Consider the following 16732-nt stretch of genomic DNA (forward strand, 5'->3'; position numbering starts at 1 on the left):
CGGAAGATATCTTCCGAAAACCTGAAATGGCAAACGCAATCCAAAATCGCAAACCCAATTCTAACCCTTTCGGAAGGCAACTTTTGAAAGGGTTTTTTATTGCTTAACATTTAAGGATATGACAATGAACAAGCTGACACAACTTGCACTTATTTCTTTAGCATTTACAGGTTCTGCTTTCGCAGCACCTAAATCTTTTACTTACTGTTTGGAATCATCTCCGGCAGCATTGAATCCTCAGATTGCAACAGATGGAGCTACTCTTGATGTCGGGCAAGCAATCTATAATCGCCTGATTGATTTTGAAAAAGGTACAACTAACCTCACTCCTTCTCTGGCAGAGCGATGGGAAATCAGTGAAGACGGAAAAATTTATACTTTTTTCTTGCGTCAGAATGTGCAGTTCCAGAGTAATAAAAGTTTTACCCCTAGTCGTTATTTTAATGCTGATGATGTTATTTTTTCGATTAACCGTCAGTTTGATAAGACGAATCCATATCACAAATTGTCCGGCGGTAACTATGAGTTTTTCTACGGAATGAATATGCAAAACATCATCAAAAATGTAACAAAAGTAGATGATTACACGGTAAAAATCGAATTATCTGAACCGAATGCCCCCTTTCTTGCTAATTTAGCTATGGATTTTATGGCGATCTTTTCTGCGGAATATGCAAATAAAATGCAAATAGCGGGTACGCCGGAAAAATTAGATTTAGAACCTATAGGCACAGGTGCATTCCAGTTCTATGGTTACCAAAAGGACGCTGCGGTAAGATTTACAGCATTTGAACACTATTGGGAAGGAAAAGCGAAGATAGATCGCCTTGTATTTAGTATTACGCCCGATGCCTCAGTACGTTTAGCTAAATTGGAGAAGAACGAATGCCAAGCGATGCCTTATCCGAACCCGTCAGATTTGCCTGCTTTAAAAGCGAATAAAGATATTCAATTATTTGAAAAGTCAGGCCTAAATATCGGTTATATTACTTTTAATACTCGTAAGCCCCCTTTTGATAACCCTAAAGTTCGCCAAGCATTGAATTATGCGGTGAATAAAACTGAAATTTTAACTTCCGTTTATCAAGGCTATGCAACGCCAGCTAAAAACCCAATGCCTTCTACGATCTGGGGATATAACAACGAAGTAGCCGGTTATGAATTTAATCCGGAAAAGGCGAAGAGCTTGCTTAAAGAGACCGGATTAGAAAATGGTTTTGAAACAGAAATTTGGGCAATGCCTGTTTCTCGCCCTTACAATCCAAATGCCCGTAGAATGGCTGAAATGATCCAAGAGGATTGGAAAGCAATAGGGGTAGAGGCAAAGATAGTGAGCTATGAATGGGGAGAATATCTTAAACGAATGGGAAACGGCGAGCACGCTACCGGAATGATTGGTTGGACAGGAGATAACGGCGATCCGGATAATTTCCTCAATGCCCTGCTCAGTTGTAATGCGGTGGAACAAGGCTCAAACTATGCAGGGTTTTGTAATCCAGAGTTTGACCGTTTAATTAATGAGGCTGCGACTATCAGTGATCAAAACAAGCGGTCAGATTTATATAAAAAAGCGCAATTCATCTTCAATGAGCAAGTACCTTGGTTACCGATTGCACATTCAACGGTGTATTTTCCGGTAAGGAAAGAGGTAAAAGGCTATGTTGTTAGCCCGTTTATTGCTCATAATTTTTATGGTGTTGAGCTGGAATAACCTAAGGTATAATGAATTGAACTCATTTTGTGCCTCATAAATTTAGGAGCAATATATGTTAGCGAAACTTAAGTGGAATCAATTAGCTTGTGTCACATTGGCATTTTGTTCAGCCTCAGTCTTTTCAGCCCATCACGAAATCAAAATGTTAGATAACAATGCGGAAGGCTCAATGGTATTTGAGCCCGGTTATGTAAAAGCAGAGGTGGGCGATACGGTAACTTTTATTCCATCTCATAAAGGACATTGGGTCGAGAGCCGAGCGATACCAGAAGGGGCGGAAAAGTTCTTATCTAAAGAAGATGAAGAATTTACTATTACCCTTACTCACGAAGGTGTTTATGTTTACTACTGTCCGCCACACCGAACCATGAATATGACCGGAATTATCCAAGTAGGACAAGCTCTCAATCTTGAAGCCGCACAAAAAGAAGTGGAAAAAATTGAAAAACGCACGAAAGGAAATAAAGGACGTTTATTTGAATATTTAGAGCAAGTTAAGTAGATGTGATTTAATTTTGCGATCTGCATCGAAAAATCAATATTTAATAGTTTACAAATGATGCTTAAATTCTAAGATACCCTTTATCAATGAGGGTATTTTTATGTATAAAGCCATCACATTAATTGAAATACTAACCACTATCACTATTATGGTGATCGCTGTTTATTTTATCTCGCCGGTTATTTTTACCTTGCAAGATAGAATTGCACTCAATAGTGAAATTGAAAATATTCAATCTTTTATTCACCAAATCCAAACCAAAGCACGTTATACCAAACGTAATTATACTTTAACCCTTTCTCAGCGGAATGAACAGTGGTGTATGATTGCGATAATTAAGCCAATTAATACCACTAAGCAGATTATTTGTGATTGTTTAAATAAACAGTTTTGTGATTTAGGGAAAGAATATCATCTTTATACGCCGACTCATCAACATATTGTTTTAAAAAATAAAAGCTTATATCCCAAATCCTTTATTAATATTGATGGGGTAAGTGGTCAATTAGAGTCTAAATGTATTAAGCTCAGTTTAAATAAAGAAAATGAAATTTTACAATTTGAACAATTAGGGCGTGTTTATGTGGCAGCAAAAAATAAACGTAGTACCTGCAAAGATTAGTTTATCTGCTTTTAGCCTAATTGAAGTATTAATGGCTAGTGCATTAGGGGCGTTTTTATTATTGCTTGTTGCCTCAAATTATGCTGATTTTTATTACACTCAAACCAAACAAAAAGAACAGCTCTACTTGCAAGCAGAAGCTCACCAGTTACTGAATTACTTTCAACAGCATTTTCAACACATTGGCTATCAAGGCTCTCACAGAACAGACAGTAATTTTGATTTATTTCAGCACGCAGGGAAAAGCCTGAATATTTTGCATAAAAACTGCATTATTGGATTTTACGATCTAAACCAAGACGGTTGTTTGGGAAAACGTAGGACAAAAACGACCGCTTGTAAGTTAGGAACAGTGAATAATACCAAAGAGGTGTTAAAAGAAATTATTGGTTTTAAACTAGAAAATAATGAAATCTATACTTTTTCATCGCAATTAGATAATTGTATTAAAGAACAATGCCAAACGTTACTCAAAAATTGCGATGGAAATTGGAGTAAATTTACCGAAGTACATAATTTTAAAACCAATAAACTGGATTTTAGTTGGAAGCAAGAGGATAACTTATTAAAAATAGAGTTGGAAATAGAATCGGCTAAACAAAAAGGATTAGTTTATGCGGCAACGCGTTATATTTTTATCTTAAATCATTAGGGGTAAAAGTGAATAAATATAAAAATGCCAGTGCATTATTGGTTTCATTACTACTGATTTCTACGATTTTATCGGTTTTATTTTTAAGTAAAGAAAAATGGCTTGAACAACAAAATATTACCCATTTTTATAGTGAGAAATATCTTGCGGATCAATATGCTTTTTTAACGTTATATCCACAAGATAAAACTAAAATATGCCAAAAATTTCAAAAAGAGCAGATCAGCCAAGCGGATTTATCCGATAAGCAATTTAAGTTTTTACAGTATCAATTTGCCTGCCAATTCCATAGTTTATTTAAAGATAAAAAACCGACTAAAGAGAAATATATTCACTTTACCCGTTTGGCGGATTATTTGGATTTATCAAATGTGCCAAACCAAGAGATTTATACGATTCATTCTTTGGCTGAATTGCCGAGTAGCAGTGAACGTGAGCCTAAAATTGTGCTTGCTAAAAACGCAATTAATGAAAACTTACCGCAAGATTTTTACGGCATCGTGATAACTGACTATCTGTTTGATATTACAGGCCAAAAAATGTACGGCACGCTTTATTCCTCTTATGATAATGCCCGAGAGGAGCGAAATTTAACCTTTAAAAAAGAGGTACTGGCAGAGCTTGAGGCGAGGTATTCCACTTGGCGATATTTGCCGCATTCCGAACATCTGATGGGGGCAGTTGATGATTAAATATAAAGCAGAAACGACTTTATCGCTTTTGGTTGGCATCACGCTATTTGCGATTGTGATATTGAGTTTCAGCTATTGGCAATCGGCACAAAACCGAAGGTTAAACCAGCATTTCCAACAGCAACAAGCAGTCATTATTTTAGAAAATCAGCTTGCCCTAAAATTAGCCGGGTTAGATTGTGAGCCAAGCATTACCCAGAATCAGATTCGGTATCAGATTCAATGCACTGGCAATCGCTTAAGCATTCGTTTCCCGTTAGGCAAAATTGAGCTGAATAATGATTGAATCGTCCCTCGCTTTGGAGGACAATAATTCGATTAGCGAGGCGTTATTATGTTTACACTTTACCAATCCAACCAAATTTCATCACTGGCGGAGATGCTGGTGAAAATCCAGCAGGTAAATCCACTTGAAGATCCGTTTGAGCCGGAAACCATTTTGATTCAAAGTCAGGGGATGGCACAGTGGCTACAAATGCAGATTGCTGAATTAAACGGTGTGATGGGGAATTGTGATTTTCTCTACCCCACAACTTTTTTATGGCAACAGTATCGGCTATTGTTCCCGGAGCTGCCGAAAGAGAATATTTTTGAGCGTAGTTCTCTAGTTTGGCGGATTATGCGGTTATTGCCGAGTTGTTTGGCACTATCGGAGTTTGCCCCACTCAAACGTTACTTAAGCGATCAGCCTAAAGAGAAGAATGAAGAGCAGTATCAGCTTAAGCTCTATCAACTCTCTGCCAAAATTGCCGAATTGTTCGACCAATATTTGGTGTATCGCCCGCATTGGCTGGTGAGTTGGGAAGAGGGCAAATTACAAGCGGTTGAAAATGAGATAAAAATTGCAACTGCCGCCAAGCCGATTGATTTTGATTTAATTCGAGCTGATATGAAATGGCAAAGCCATTTATGGCAGCAGATTGTATCTGATCTGCAATCGGAATCTGATGAGCAGGTTTTTACTACCTCCCACCGTGCTTATTTGCAACAAAATTACTTTGCTAAGTTAGATTCGCTTACCGATGTAGAAAAAGCCAAATTGCCAAAACGCATTTTCATTTTTGGGATTTCGTCCTTCTCGCCATTACAGTTAGCGGTGTTTAAGAAACTCAGCGAGCATTGCGATATCCACCTGTTCTTTTTCAACCCAAGCGAAAAATATTGGGGCGACAGTGTGGAAGAAAAAGTGTGGCAAAAATTGGCGTTAAGCCACAAGATTTCGCAAGACGATCTGGATAACTTATTGGCAGAGCAAAGCAATAAACTGCTGAATCTTTGGGGCAAACAAGGGCGGGATTTCTTAGCCCAATTAATCGAATTTGAGCCGAATACCATTGATGTATTTGTCGAACCAGAGGAAAACAGTAACCTCAATAAACTCAAAAAACAGATTTTCAGTTTAGAAAATAACGCCACTATTACCGATTTAACCTCTGATAATTCACTCCAAATTCATTCGTGCCACAGCCCAATGCGGGAAGTGGAAGTGTTGCATAACCAGCTACTGAACTTGTTTGAGCAAGATAGCACCTTGCTACCAAAAGACATTATCGTAATGTCGCCGGATATTAATAGATACGCTCCTTACATTGATGCGGTGTTTTCTCGCTACAATACTGGTAATCGGGATCCTCGCTATATTCCTTTTTCATTATCCGACCAAGCATTTACGCAGGTTGATCCGATTATCCACAGTTTCCTGCAACTGCTGGCAATGAAAGAAAGCCCGTTTAATGCCGAAGAACTGTTTGATTTGCTGGAAGTGAATGCGATCCAAACCCGTTTTGGCTTTAGTACGGAAGATATTCATACCCTGCGGGTTTGGGCGAGAAATGCCGGCGTACGTTCGGGTGTAGAAATCGAGCAACCTCACTGGCAAAACTACAATTCGTGGGAAAACGGGCTAAACCGTTTATTGCTTGGCTCAAGCCTGAAAGAAGAGCAGGGGATTTGGGAAAACACCCTTGCCTTTGGGGATAGCTATGGCTTAAATGCCGAGCTGGTGGGGCGACTTGCCTCTTTTATTGAGGCTTTATTAGCGTGGGTAAACTTTATGCAAACGCCACAGCCGTTGGCTGCGTGGCAGCAGGCAATAAAAAATTTGACTGCTGATCTGTATCAAGAAAATGCCGAAAATGCGGCATCAATTTTATTGTTGAATAATGTGAATGATCAGATTATCGAGCAAATTTCCGCAACCCATTTTTCAGACGATCTGCAAATTGAGGTTTTAGTCTTATTGTTTGAGCAGCAGCTCAGCCAACATTCACAGCAGCTCAATTTCTTGGTCGGACGGGTGAATTTTGCCACTTTGCTTCCGATGCGGGCGATTCCGTTTAAGGTGGTTTGCTTGCTAGGTATGAATGAGGCAGATTTTCCTCGCCAACAACAAATCAATAGCTTTGATTTAATGCAGTATGCCCCAAAAAAAGGCGACCGTGCCAAACGTGATGATGATCGTTATTTGTTCTTAGAAGCCTTACTTTCCGCTCAACAGGTGTTTTACATCAGCTATGTCGGGCAGTCGCAAAAAGACGGTAAAGAGATGCTACCGTCGATTTTGGTTTCCCAGCTGTTAGATACGATTAATGATGCTTCAACACCTGAATTGAAGCAACGATTAGGCGATGAAGTGGAAAAAGTTTTGGTCAGAAAACAACCTTTAAGCGTGTTTAGCAAAAAGAATTTTACCCACCCACGAGATTACGCTTACAACGCAGAGTGGATCATCAAGCCAACCTCTGCAGTACAAGATTTTCTCAGCGAGCCTTTAATCAACGAAAGCGTGTCTTCGGTAGAAGTTGATGAAGTTATCTCTTTTGTGCAAAACCCGATTAGGTTTTTCTTTCTAAAAGTGTTGGGGATTTCGTTTAACACTTATGATGACACCATTGATGAAAGCGAAATTTTTGAGATGTCGGGGCTGGATAACTACCGGATTTTAAACGAGTTATTAACGGTAAATTCAGCACAACAGCAACGTTTTTTTGCCGAAGAGCAACTCAAAGGCAATTTACCTGCTTCTCATTTTGCTCAAATTGCCACACAAGATTTGATCGGCAAAATTACCGAAATGCAAACGGCATTAAGCCACTATTTAGCCAGTGAAAGCGGTATTTTGAGTGTTAATCAGGAGCTTGAGTTGGAACGCCAAACCCTCAGCCTAAACGGCAATATTGCCAACCTATATCACAATGAAGTGGTGTTATGGCGAGTGGGGCATTTACGAGATAAAGACAAGATTCAGACTTGGATCTATCATTTATTGCTGTGTGCCTATTTTCCTGAAAAAACGGTAAAATTCTATTATCGAGAAGGCGAGCAAGTTGGTGTGTTGAGCTTTGAAACCGTCTCGCAGATAGAGGCATTATCGCAATTAAGCATTTATTTGAATGCTTATTTGGACGGATTATCGCAAGCCCAGTTAGTGATCTACAACCGAATTGAGGAATATCTCAAAGGCGATGGCACAAACAGTGAGCAAGTTTTTATCGATTTAGCAGATAAAGATGAGCGAGACGGCAGTTACCTCAATCGGATTCTTGCTCAAACTAAAGAGCTGGATTCTCAAGCAATTTACCAACGTACTCAAAGCTGGTTTAGCTTAATGAATGAGAAAGTAGAGAAAAACGATTAACTGCAAGCGGTCGTTTTTGGCTAAAAATTTGTAAAATGATGAAAGGCGAATAATGATTCGCCTTACCTATAAAAATAGAATTTTCCCCGCATTTTACTGTCCATTGATTACTACAATGTTAATTTCAAAAGGAGATGTATGAAATTATCTTTTCTTACCCAATTCGTTGCAGCGGCTTTTGCCCTTAATGTGATGACTTACCCTGCATTTGCAGAAGTTGCAAAAAACGCAGAAAAAACGAACGCTAGTCAATCTCAACCTCAATCCCAACTCGGTTTTGAGCTGATTAAACAGAGCATCAACAAAAGCCCGAATGATAAAGCGATTTATCAAGGCATTAAACTTGATAATGGAATGGAAGTGCTACTGATTTCCGACAGCCAAGCGAATAAATCGCTAATGTCTGCAATTATTCCGATTGGTTCAATGGACGACCCGATTTCTCAGCAAGGTTTAGCCCACTATCTTGAGCATATGATCTTGATGGGCTCGAAAAACTATCCGGAAACCAACAGCTTAGACGGTTTTTTAACCAAAAATGGCGGTATGAATAATGCCTCGACTGCTTCTCACCGCACGGCGTATTATCTACAAGTGAATAACGAAGCCTTTAGTGAGGCGGTTACGCGCATGGCAGATACCCTCGCTTTTCCATTGTTACTCGAAAGTAATGCCAAGAAAGAGATTAATGCAGTGAATGCAGAAATGATCCGAGCCAAATCACATGATGGACATTTATTGCATAGTGTAAATTTAGCGACTTCAAATCCTGCTCACCCTTCAACTAAATTTGCGGTAGGTAATATTCAAACGCTTTCTGATAAACCAGATAGCAAGCTACAAGCCGAGCTAGAAAAATTCTATCAACAACATTATTCTGCGAATCTGTTTAAGGTAGTGCTGTATTCTAATCAATCTATTGAGCAAATGGCGAAATTGGCAGCTAATACTTTAGGCAAAATGGAAAATAAAAACTTAAGTGTGCCGAAAGTCAGAGAACCGTTATATCGTGCTGAAGATCAATCGGTTGTAGTGCAATATAAGCCGATTAAGCCAAGTAAAATGTTAGCAATTTCGTTTGATTTTCCCAATGATGAAATGCAATTTAAGCATAAAACTGGCGAATATATTGCTTATGTATTGAACAATAATACGGAGGGGACTTTATCTGGTTATCTGATTAAGCAAGGTTTGTCAGACAGTGGTGTGACAGCTGCTTCTGTTTCAAATATTGGCCGGGATCGAGGTGCATTTGAAATTTATGTGTCATTAACGGATAAGGGGCTAGTGCAAAAAGATAAAATTATCTCGCTTGTTTTCCAACAACTTGAAAAAATCAAGCAACACGGTATTCAAGAAAGCTATTTTAATGAGGTAAAAGAAAGTCTGAAGCAGGATTTCCAACATTTACAGGTGGAAAAAAATATGGGGTTTGTGGAATTTATTTCTGAGCAAATGCTGTATTTTCCGTTAGAAAATGTGATTGACCAGCCTTACATTGTTGAGACGATGGATAAAGTTGCAATTCAAGAAAAATTAGCCGGAATGACGTTAGAAAATGCACGAATTTTGTTAATTAGTAATAATGCTGTAACCGATAAGAAAACACCACATTTTGAGGCAGGTTATTCGGTAGCTAAAATCAGTGAAGCTCAAAAGAGAAAATGGCTGGATTTTAGCCAAAACCCACAATTGAATTTGCCTGAGCTAAACCCTTATTTCACGACAGATTTCACGTTAAATAATGTTGAAAAAAGCTTAGTCAAACCGAAATTGATTAACGATCAACAAGGCAATTTAATTTACTCGATGCCAAGCTTATATTTTTCCAATGAGCCAAAAGCTAAGATAGGCTTAGGCTTCAATATTCGCCCAAGAAACAATGATTTAAAAAGCGTGATGGCAGCCTCAATTTTAGGCTATATGAATAGTTTGGCACAAACTAAGCTGGATTTTCAATCGTCTGTCGCCGGCATGGATTTAGGTTTAAATGTAACAGCTAATGGGTTCTCTGTGAGCGCAGAAGGATACACACAAAACTTAGGTAAATTAGTCCTAGATAGCGTAAAACAGTTCAGTAGTTTTGAATTGAGTGAGGATATGTTAGCTCAAGCTAAACAACGTTTTCATCAAGAGTTAGATCGTGGTGAAAAAGAGAATAGCCTTCATCAGGCAAATGCGGCTTTAAGCCGTTTTGCAACTTATCCTTATTTCGATATTAATAAGCAGCGAGAGATGATTGATAAGATTACTCTTGAAGATATTCGTAGCTCACGCCGCCATATATTAAATGATGCTACCGGCTTTAAGATGTTATCAGTAGGGAATTTATCTTCAGAGCAAGTTCTATCTCTGGCTGAGAGTTTACAAGCGGTTATAAAAAACCAAAAATCTACGAATACCACTGGGCAATATGTAGATATTAGTGCAAGCCAACGAAAAATTAATGTAATTACTAAAGTACCGAATGAAGATAATGCATTAACAATGGCTTTTATGCCTAATGGCTACGATGAATTAGAAAGCTTTACTCGTGCAAAATTATTGCGAAATATTATTTCCCGATGGTATTTTGACGATTTGCGTACTGATAAACAATTAGGCTATGTAGTTTATGCGACTGATAATTTAATCGGGAAAACATCTGGTATTCAGTTTATGGTTCAAAGCCCAAATACTACGCCGGCAGGTATTTTAGAGCATAACGAACGCTTCTTTAAACAAGCGTTAGAACGTTTACAAAACTTATCTAATGCTGAGTTTGCTAAATATCGAGATAGCTTAGTGGAAAAATGGCAATACAGACCGGAATCTTTAACGGAAGAGTATGCGAGATTTGGTTCTGACTTTAGTAGAAATAATGCAGAATTTGACCGCTTGCCACAGATAATTGCGTTAACTAGGGAGTTAACTAAAGCAGATATCATTGAATTTTATCAAAAAGCAGTGATTGACAAGCAAGGTTTTGTATTTGCCAGCCAAGCAATTGGTACTAAAACAAAAGTAGAGGATGCTGCGAAATTCAATGGTTTTGAACAGATCGAAAGCATTGAAAAGCTACAACGAGAGTTTGAGATTAAGGATTATTAGAGAGTTATTAGAGAGAGTTAGGGGCGAAAAATTTTCGCCCCTCATTTTTTAATCTACAATTTTCACCGGATATAAGTAAGTATATCCAAACGGACTTTGTTTATAGCCTTGCACACGTTTGCTGGTTGGAGCAAAGTTTACCGAGTGAGCCACGTTAATCCAAGGAGCTTGCTCTCTTAAAATAACCTGTGCTTGTTCGTATAACTTAGTACGTTCTGCTTTATCAGATGAAGCTAATGCTTTTTCTAATAACGCATCTAACTCAGGGTTAGTAAAGCGTGCGTAGTTACTGTTACCGATATTTTGTGTGCCGAATAATGGCGATAAGAAGTTATCCGGATCGCCGTTATCGCCCGACCAACCGTAAGTTCCGGCAGTTAATTCACCTGCTTTGGTGCGCTTGATGTAATCGCCCCATTCATAGGTGACTAAATTGGCTTTTACCCCAATTTTTGCCCAGTCCGCTTGAATAATTTCAGACATACGGCGTGGGTTCGGGTTAGAAGCACGTACCACAGGTTGTACCCATAAGTCTGTTTCAAAACCGTTCGGGAAGCCTGCTTCTGCTAATAATTGCTTCGCTTTCTCCACGTTATGCTCAGAATCTGGCAAACTGTCGTTATAGCCCCAAATCGTTGGTGGCAGTGGGTTTTTCGCCGCAAAACCGTTGCCTTGATAAACCACATCAATAATCGCTTTTTTGTCCACCGCTAAGTTTAACGCTTGGCGAACTTTCACGTTATCAAACGGCGCTTTTTCGGTATTGAATGCCACATAAGCAATGTTTAAGCCCGGTTGAGAAAGTAAATTGATCTTCGGATCATTTTTCATTTTCTCAATGTCGGTTGCATTCGGGAAGTCCATTAAATCACATTGACCGGATTGTAATTTTGCATAGCGGGTTGTTGCATCTGGCACGATCTCGAAAATTAAGCGGTCGATGTCCGGTTTGCCTTTCCAATACTCTTTGTTTGCTACATAACGGCTTGCTTGGTCTAGCACATAGCCACTAAATACGAAAGGCCCTGTGCCGATTGGCGTGGTATCCACCGCTTCAGGTGTGCCGGCTTTTAACATTTTATCCGCATATTCAGCTGAATAAATGGAGGTGAAATCCATACCAAGGCTGGATAAGAATGACGCATCACGTTTGGTTAAGGTAATACGAACGGTGCTATCGTCCACTTTTTCTACTGATTTCAATAATGTCGGGAATTTCATCGCATTAAAATACGGATATGTCCCTTTTGAAACCGTGTGATACGGGTGGTTTTTATCTAACTGGCGGTTAAATGAGAAGACCACATCATCTGCATTCAATTCACGACTTGGGGTGAAATCTTTGTTTGAATGGAATTTCACGCCCTTGCGTAATTTAAAGGTGTAAGTTAAACCGTCTTCGCTGATTTCCCAGCTTTCTGCCAATGCCGGTTCAATATCGGTTGTTCCCGGCACAAATTCCACCAAGCGGTTGTAAATTTGTTGCGAGCTGGCGTTATAAGATAAGCCGTCCATCATTAAAATCGGGCTAAAGCCGGTTGGTGAACGGCTAACGCAGTTTACAAAGGTTTTCTCGGCTTGCGGTTTTGCCGCTGTTGTAGCTTTATTTTCATTGCTTTTATCATCACAAGCCGCTAAAGCTAATATTGCTAAAACGCTTGCACTGATTTTAGTTAACGTTGGAAATTTCATATTGTTCTCCGCTTTTAATCTTAGGATTAACTTGTGAAGATTACCTTTTCCACAATGAGGAGTAAAGAACAAAAAGCATTTTGTTATAACGAAATGATATAAAAAGAGAGATGACAAGCGGTTATTTTTGGCAAGTAATTTGCAAAAAACAATAAAATCCGACCGCTTGTAGAGGGCTAATCCGCCCTTAATGAAATTTCACCAATGCCAAAATAGCGGATGTTCTCACCCTGTTTTAGAATTAATTCTCCCTGCTCGTTAATACCTTGCGAAATACCATGGATTTCTTCGGCTTCGGTAATGAGCTTAACCGCTTTGTGGCGGAAAAGGTCGAAGCTTTGCCAACGCTCGGCATAATGAGCGAAGCCGACAAGCGGGTAAATTTTGAGATTTTTTTGCAATTCATAGGCTAAACGGCAAACCAATTCGTTGCGGTCAAAATGGTATTGCGATAAATCTGCCCACGCTTGCGTCACAATATTTTCATCCACTTTTGCCATTCCTAGGTTAAGCCCAATGCCGATAACCACATCTAAACCATTACGATTGGCTTGGGTTTCCAACAAAATGCCCCCCATTTTTTTGCCTTGGTAATAAATGTCATTCGGCCACTTAATTTGAATATCTTTCACCTTTTGAGCAGTAAGACTTTCTGCAATAATGAGTGCAACCACTAAACTTAAGGGCGGTAGATCCGCTGCCTGCTCCATCGGATAATGCCATAAAATCGAGAAATAGAGATTTTCACTCTCGGGCGAATACCAAGTTCGACCGCGTCTGCCACGCCCGGCGGTTTGTTTTTCGGCAAGGCAAACCGTGCCGTTTTCCAAACTGTGGTGATGCGTGAGCAAATATTCATTGGTTGAATCGATTTCATCGAACACAACGGCTTGCCCGCAAATTAACGCATTTTGGATGTGAGCTTGGTTAAGTTTCATTATGTCTCCACTTAGCGAGTGATTTTTTCGCTATCGACCTCGCCGTTCTTGCCGATAAAACGCACTTCAGGCTGAATTTCTACCCCAAATTTTTCTCTCACTCTCTGGCGAACGGTTTTGGCTAATGCCAAAACATCTTGCCCTGTTGCGTTTTCTTTGTTAACCAGCACTAAGGCTTGCTGGGTGTGTACCGCCGCTCCGCCAATTTGTAAGCCTTTCAGCCCGGTTTGGTCAATCAACCAACCTGCGGCTAATTTTACCGAACCATCAGCTTGAGGGTAGTGCGGAATGGTTAGGAATTTGGCTTGTATTGGTGCAAATTGTTCGTTTGAAATCACCGGATTTTTAAAAAAGCTGCCGGCATTGCCAAATTCATCAGGGTTAGGCAATTTTGAGGAGCGAACCGCACAGACTTCATCAAAAATCTGTTGTGCGGTAACCGTTGCCGGATTGAGTTGGGCTAATGAGCCATAACTTAGCACCGGTTTCCACGCTTTGGCTAATTTTAAGCCTACCGAGATAATCGCAAATCCATCACGGTATTGGTGTTTAAACACACTTTCACGGTAGCCAAATTCGCACTCGGATTTGGATAGCTTAAAGCGTTCGCCGGAACGTAAATTTAACACTTCCACGAAATCACACAGCTGTTCAAATTCAACCCCGTAAGCCCCGATATTTTGAATTGGAGCAGAGCCGGCGACACCCGGAATTAATGCCAAATTTTCAATGCCGGCGATATTGTGTGCCAACGTCCATTTAACCAATTCGTGCCAGTTTTCCCCGCCTTGAACGTGCAAATAGTGGAAGTGTTCGTCTTCGTGATGTGCAATCCCTTTGAGTTTATTCACTAACACCACGCCGTCAAAATCCTCTAAAAACAAAACGTTAGAGCCTTGCCCGAGAATTAAAATCGGCAGTTGAGCGTGAAAGGCTTTTTGCCATTCACTCAATAGCTGTTCGGCTGTGGTAAATTCAATAATTTGGGTTGCTTTTGCAGGCAAATGGAAAGTGTGAAAAGGGGTTAAACTGTGTATCATCATCAAATTAGTTAGTTAAGAAGTGGAAATAACAAGCGGTGATATTTTTACAAAATTTTGCAATTAAGATTTTGGGCAAGCACAGGACCTGCCCTACATTCAGAATTACCTTGCCCCATATACCACAATGGTCTTGCCGTGAGCAGAAATCAAGCCTTCGTCTTCCAACATTTTCATAATGCGTCCCACGGTTTCACGAGAGCAACCGACCATTTGTCCGATTTCTTGGCGAGTAATTTTGATCTGCATACCTTCTGGGTGAGTCATTGCATCTGGCATTTTAGCCAAGTTGAGTAAGGTTTGAGCAATGCGACCGGCAACGTCTAAAAAGGCAAGATTACCGACTTGGCGTGAAGTTTGACGTAAACGGCGAGCCATTTGTGCCGATAAATACATTAAAATATCGGGGTTTAAATGGACTAGCTGTTTGAATTTTTTATAGGAAATTTCCGCAATTTCACACGGGCCTTTGGTGCGGACGTAAGCGGTACGTTGTTGGACTTTTTCTTCAAATAAACTTAATTCACCGACAAACTCACCTGTGCCTAAGTTAGTTAAGAGCATCTCTTTGGTTTCATCATCTTTGATGTAAACCGACACCGAGCCATTCACGATGTAGAAAAGCGATTCCGCATCTTCACCGGCGTGAATGAGTGTATATTTCGCCGGATAACGATGGATATGACAATGGGTTAAAAACCACTCCACCGCGGGGTCGTGAATAGAGGGCGGAGGAGTTACATTTTCCAGAGGAGCTGTTGAAAGTGTCATATCTTGCATAGTATTTCCTATAACTCTTATACTAGGTTAAATTTTTAGAATTTTAACACGAAATTAAAGGTTAGCCTAAAAAAGATTTTTTGTCTTTAATATCAAGGCTTTCGTGTAACTCCGACCAAACAATCACCACTTTATCTGCCTTAAGTTGTGTGAGTAATCGTTCTCTTTTTTCCGCCAGAGAAAGTTCCCTTTCCCCGTAGTCTGTGCCTTCTCGTAAAATGAAGGAATCCAAAATATTATGTAAAGTTGATTCTTCGAGTTCTTGCCAAGGTATAATCATAATTAATCAAATAAAGGCTTAATAAATGCCCACTGTTTTTCAAAATGTTGGTGTTGGTTATAGCTAAAATTAGAACGAACCAAGCGTAAAAATTGTCCTTCGCAGAAATTCACTAAATAACCGGCTAAGGCTCTCTCATCTTCAAAGCTCTTGCGTTCACGCAGTTTGCTAAGTTGCAAAATATTGGCAAATTGTAACTCCAAGTTATCAAAGAATTTTGCCACTCGAGCTTTGAGCAGCTCCTCTTCAAACATCAAGGCATGTCCAGTCAGAATGCGGGTAACACCCGGATTTTTGCGAGCAAATTCTAAAATCACATAAAGAATGGCTCGCACCGAATTGGCACTGCTGTCTTGGCGTTTATTAGCGTGAATATAGCTGGTGAGGGTTTGCTCGATTTTCTCGATTAACGCTTCAAACATCTTGGTTTTACTTGGGAAATAGCGATACAACGCCCCCTCCGACACCCCCACTGCAGCGGCTAAACGCTCGGTAGTTACTCGCTGCATACCTTCTTCCGAATTTAACAAGCTGATTAACACTTCCAGCACTTGTTGGCGACGTTCGACCACTGATTTTTTCGGCATTTTAATTTTAGGTTCTGTCATTGCCAATCCTATTATTGCTTACCTGAATGCCCAAAACCGCCTTCGCCACGGTCGGTCTGTTCAAACTCTTGCACAATGTTGAAACTTGCCTGCACCACCGGCACAAAGACTAACTGAGCGATGCGGTCGCCCACATTCACGGTAAAATCGTCTTGGCTTCTATTCCAAAGTGAAACCATTAGCGGACCTTGATAGTCGCTATCAATTAAGCCAACTAAGTTGCCTAGCACGATCCCGTTTTTATGCCCTAAACCTGATCTTGGCAAGATCACTGCCGCCAAATTTGGGTCGGCGATATAAATTGAAATCCCTGTTGGGATCAGCACCGTTTCACCGGCTTTTACCGTCAGTGGCTCGTTGAGCATCGCCCGTAAATCCAACCCTGCTGAGCCTTCTGTCGCATACGCCGGTAATGGAAAGTCCGTACCAATACGGCTGTCTAAAATTTTTAAATCAATTTGTTTCATTGTTTGTCCTTTTTGTAA

The 16732-nt window shown here is 40.0% G+C and carries 15 protein-coding genes and 1 other annotated feature (1 of these 16 only partly in view); of the genes, 8 read left to right on the top strand and 7 right to left on the bottom strand.

Annotated elements, in window-relative coordinates:
• Positions 1 to 99: a sequence feature (His leader region), on the top strand (it extends 47 nt beyond the left edge of the window).
• Positions 100 to 124: 25 nt separating this feature from the next.
• From ACJ7Z2_RS03670 to ptrA, 8 genes are all read left to right on the top strand, one after another.
• A complete protein-coding gene (locus tag ACJ7Z2_RS03670) occupies positions 125 to 1711 on the top strand; it encodes an ABC transporter substrate-binding protein (RefSeq protein ID WP_409500814.1) in 1587 nt (528 codons plus the stop codon).
• A gap of 55 nt (positions 1712 to 1766) precedes the next feature.
• Positions 1767 to 2216 (top strand): pseudoazurin, encoded by a 450-nt coding sequence (locus ACJ7Z2_RS03675; RefSeq protein WP_409500815.1) that lies wholly within the window; start codon positions 1767 to 1769, stop codon positions 2214 to 2216.
• 100 nt (positions 2217 to 2316) lie between these two features.
• Complete coding sequence (locus ACJ7Z2_RS03680; protein WP_409500816.1) at positions 2317 to 2838, top strand: Tfp pilus assembly protein FimT/FimU; 522 nt, start codon at positions 2317 to 2319, stop codon at positions 2836 to 2838.
• Positions 2798 to 3490, top strand: coding sequence for a type II secretion system protein J (locus tag ACJ7Z2_RS03685; RefSeq protein ID WP_409500817.1), 693 nt, complete (start codon positions 2798 to 2800; stop codon positions 3488 to 3490). The genes ACJ7Z2_RS03680 and ACJ7Z2_RS03685 overlap by 41 nt, the downstream gene beginning before the upstream one ends.
• An 8-nt stretch (positions 3491 to 3498) precedes the next feature.
• On the top strand, positions 3499 to 4182 hold the full coding sequence (locus ACJ7Z2_RS03690; protein WP_409500818.1) for a DUF2572 domain-containing protein: 684 nt from the start codon (positions 3499 to 3501) through the stop codon (positions 4180 to 4182).
• Entirely contained in the window at positions 4175 to 4468 is a 294-nt protein-coding gene (locus ACJ7Z2_RS03695; protein ID WP_126301585.1) for a DUF5374 domain-containing protein, read from the top strand. Before ACJ7Z2_RS03690 ends, ACJ7Z2_RS03695 begins: the two co-directional genes overlap by 8 nt.
• Positions 4469 to 4516: 48 nt before the next feature.
• Complete coding sequence (gene recC / locus ACJ7Z2_RS03700) at positions 4517 to 7819, top strand: exodeoxyribonuclease V subunit gamma (protein ID WP_409500819.1); 3303 nt, start codon at positions 4517 to 4519, stop codon at positions 7817 to 7819.
• 138 nt (positions 7820 to 7957) lie between these two features.
• A complete protein-coding gene (gene ptrA, locus ACJ7Z2_RS03705; RefSeq protein ID WP_409500820.1) occupies positions 7958 to 10909 on the top strand; it encodes a pitrilysin in 2952 nt (983 codons plus the stop codon).
• A gap of 48 nt (positions 10910 to 10957) precedes the next feature.
• Here ptrA and ACJ7Z2_RS03710 read toward each other — a convergent pair whose 3' ends face one another.
• From ACJ7Z2_RS03710 to dut, 7 genes are all read right to left on the bottom strand, one after another.
• Complete coding sequence (locus ACJ7Z2_RS03710; protein WP_409500821.1) at positions 10958 to 12601, bottom strand: ABC transporter substrate-binding protein; 1644 nt, start codon at positions 12599 to 12601, stop codon at positions 10958 to 10960.
• Positions 12602 to 12777: 176 nt separating this feature from the next.
• Positions 12778 to 13539: a biotin--[acetyl-CoA-carboxylase] ligase gene (locus ACJ7Z2_RS03715; protein ID WP_409500822.1), complete on the bottom strand. Its 762-nt coding sequence runs from the start codon at positions 13537 to 13539 to the stop codon at positions 12778 to 12780.
• An 11-nt stretch (positions 13540 to 13550) separates the two neighbouring features.
• Entirely contained in the window at positions 13551 to 14582 is a 1032-nt protein-coding gene (murB, locus tag ACJ7Z2_RS03720) for a UDP-N-acetylmuramate dehydrogenase (protein WP_409500823.1), read from the bottom strand.
• Positions 14583 to 14684: 102 nt separating this feature from the next.
• Positions 14685 to 15359, bottom strand: coding sequence for a cAMP-activated global transcriptional regulator CRP (gene crp / locus ACJ7Z2_RS03725; protein WP_021280185.1), 675 nt, complete (start codon positions 15357 to 15359; stop codon positions 14685 to 14687).
• A gap of 61 nt (positions 15360 to 15420) precedes the next feature.
• The gene (locus ACJ7Z2_RS03730) at positions 15421 to 15639 is read right to left on the bottom strand and encodes a YheU family protein (RefSeq protein WP_006248722.1); all 219 of its coding nucleotides are present in this window, start codon (positions 15637 to 15639) and stop codon (positions 15421 to 15423) included.
• A gap of 2 nt (positions 15640 to 15641) precedes the next feature.
• Positions 15642 to 16247: a nucleoid occlusion factor SlmA gene (gene slmA, locus ACJ7Z2_RS03735; protein ID WP_126301591.1), complete on the bottom strand. Its 606-nt coding sequence runs from the start codon at positions 16245 to 16247 to the stop codon at positions 15642 to 15644.
• Positions 16248 to 16258: 11 nt separating this feature from the next.
• Positions 16259 to 16714, bottom strand: a complete 456-nt coding sequence (dut, locus tag ACJ7Z2_RS03740; protein WP_409500824.1) for a dUTP diphosphatase — start codon at positions 16712 to 16714, stop codon at positions 16259 to 16261.
• Positions 16715 to 16732: the final 18 nt, after the last annotated feature.

It is taken from the genome of Mannheimia glucosida (genome assembly GCF_046267875.1).
GTDB classification, from domain to species: domain Bacteria; phylum Pseudomonadota; class Gammaproteobacteria; order Enterobacterales; family Pasteurellaceae; genus Mannheimia; species Mannheimia glucosida.

Coding starts and splice junctions, on each gene's coding strand:
- ACJ7Z2_RS03670 (WP_409500814.1), top strand. CDS start 125: ATGAACAAGCTGACACAACTTGCACTTATTTCTTTAGCATTTACAGGT.
- ACJ7Z2_RS03675 (WP_409500815.1), top strand. CDS start 1,767: ATGTTAGCGAAACTTAAGTGGAATCAATTAGCTTGTGTCACATTGGCA.
- ACJ7Z2_RS03680 (WP_409500816.1), top strand. CDS start 2,317: ATGTATAAAGCCATCACATTAATTGAAATACTAACCACTATCACTATT.
- ACJ7Z2_RS03685 (WP_409500817.1), top strand. CDS start 2,798: ATGTGGCAGCAAAAAATAAACGTAGTACCTGCAAAGATTAGTTTATCT.
- ACJ7Z2_RS03695 (WP_126301585.1), top strand. CDS start 4,175: ATGATTAAATATAAAGCAGAAACGACTTTATCGCTTTTGGTTGGCATC.
- recC (WP_409500819.1), top strand. CDS start 4,517: ATGTTTACACTTTACCAATCCAACCAAATTTCATCACTGGCGGAGATG.
- ptrA (WP_409500820.1), top strand. CDS start 7,958: ATGAAATTATCTTTTCTTACCCAATTCGTTGCAGCGGCTTTTGCCCTT.
- ACJ7Z2_RS03710 (WP_409500821.1), bottom strand. CDS start 12,601: ATGAAATTTCCAACGTTAACTAAAATCAGTGCAAGCGTTTTAGCAATA.
- ACJ7Z2_RS03715 (WP_409500822.1), bottom strand. CDS start 13,539: ATGAAACTTAACCAAGCTCACATCCAAAATGCGTTAATTTGCGGGCAA.
- murB (WP_409500823.1), bottom strand. CDS start 14,582: ATGATGATACACAGTTTAACCCCTTTTCACACTTTCCATTTGCCTGCA.
- crp (WP_021280185.1), bottom strand. CDS start 15,359: ATGCAAGATATGACACTTTCAACAGCTCCTCTGGAAAATGTAACTCCT.
- ACJ7Z2_RS03730 (WP_006248722.1), bottom strand. CDS start 15,639: ATGATTATACCTTGGCAAGAACTCGAAGAATCAACTTTACATAATATT.
- slmA (WP_126301591.1), bottom strand. CDS start 16,247: ATGACAGAACCTAAAATTAAAATGCCGAAAAAATCAGTGGTCGAACGT.
- dut (WP_409500824.1), bottom strand. CDS start 16,714: ATGAAACAAATTGATTTAAAAATTTTAGACAGCCGTATTGGTACGGAC.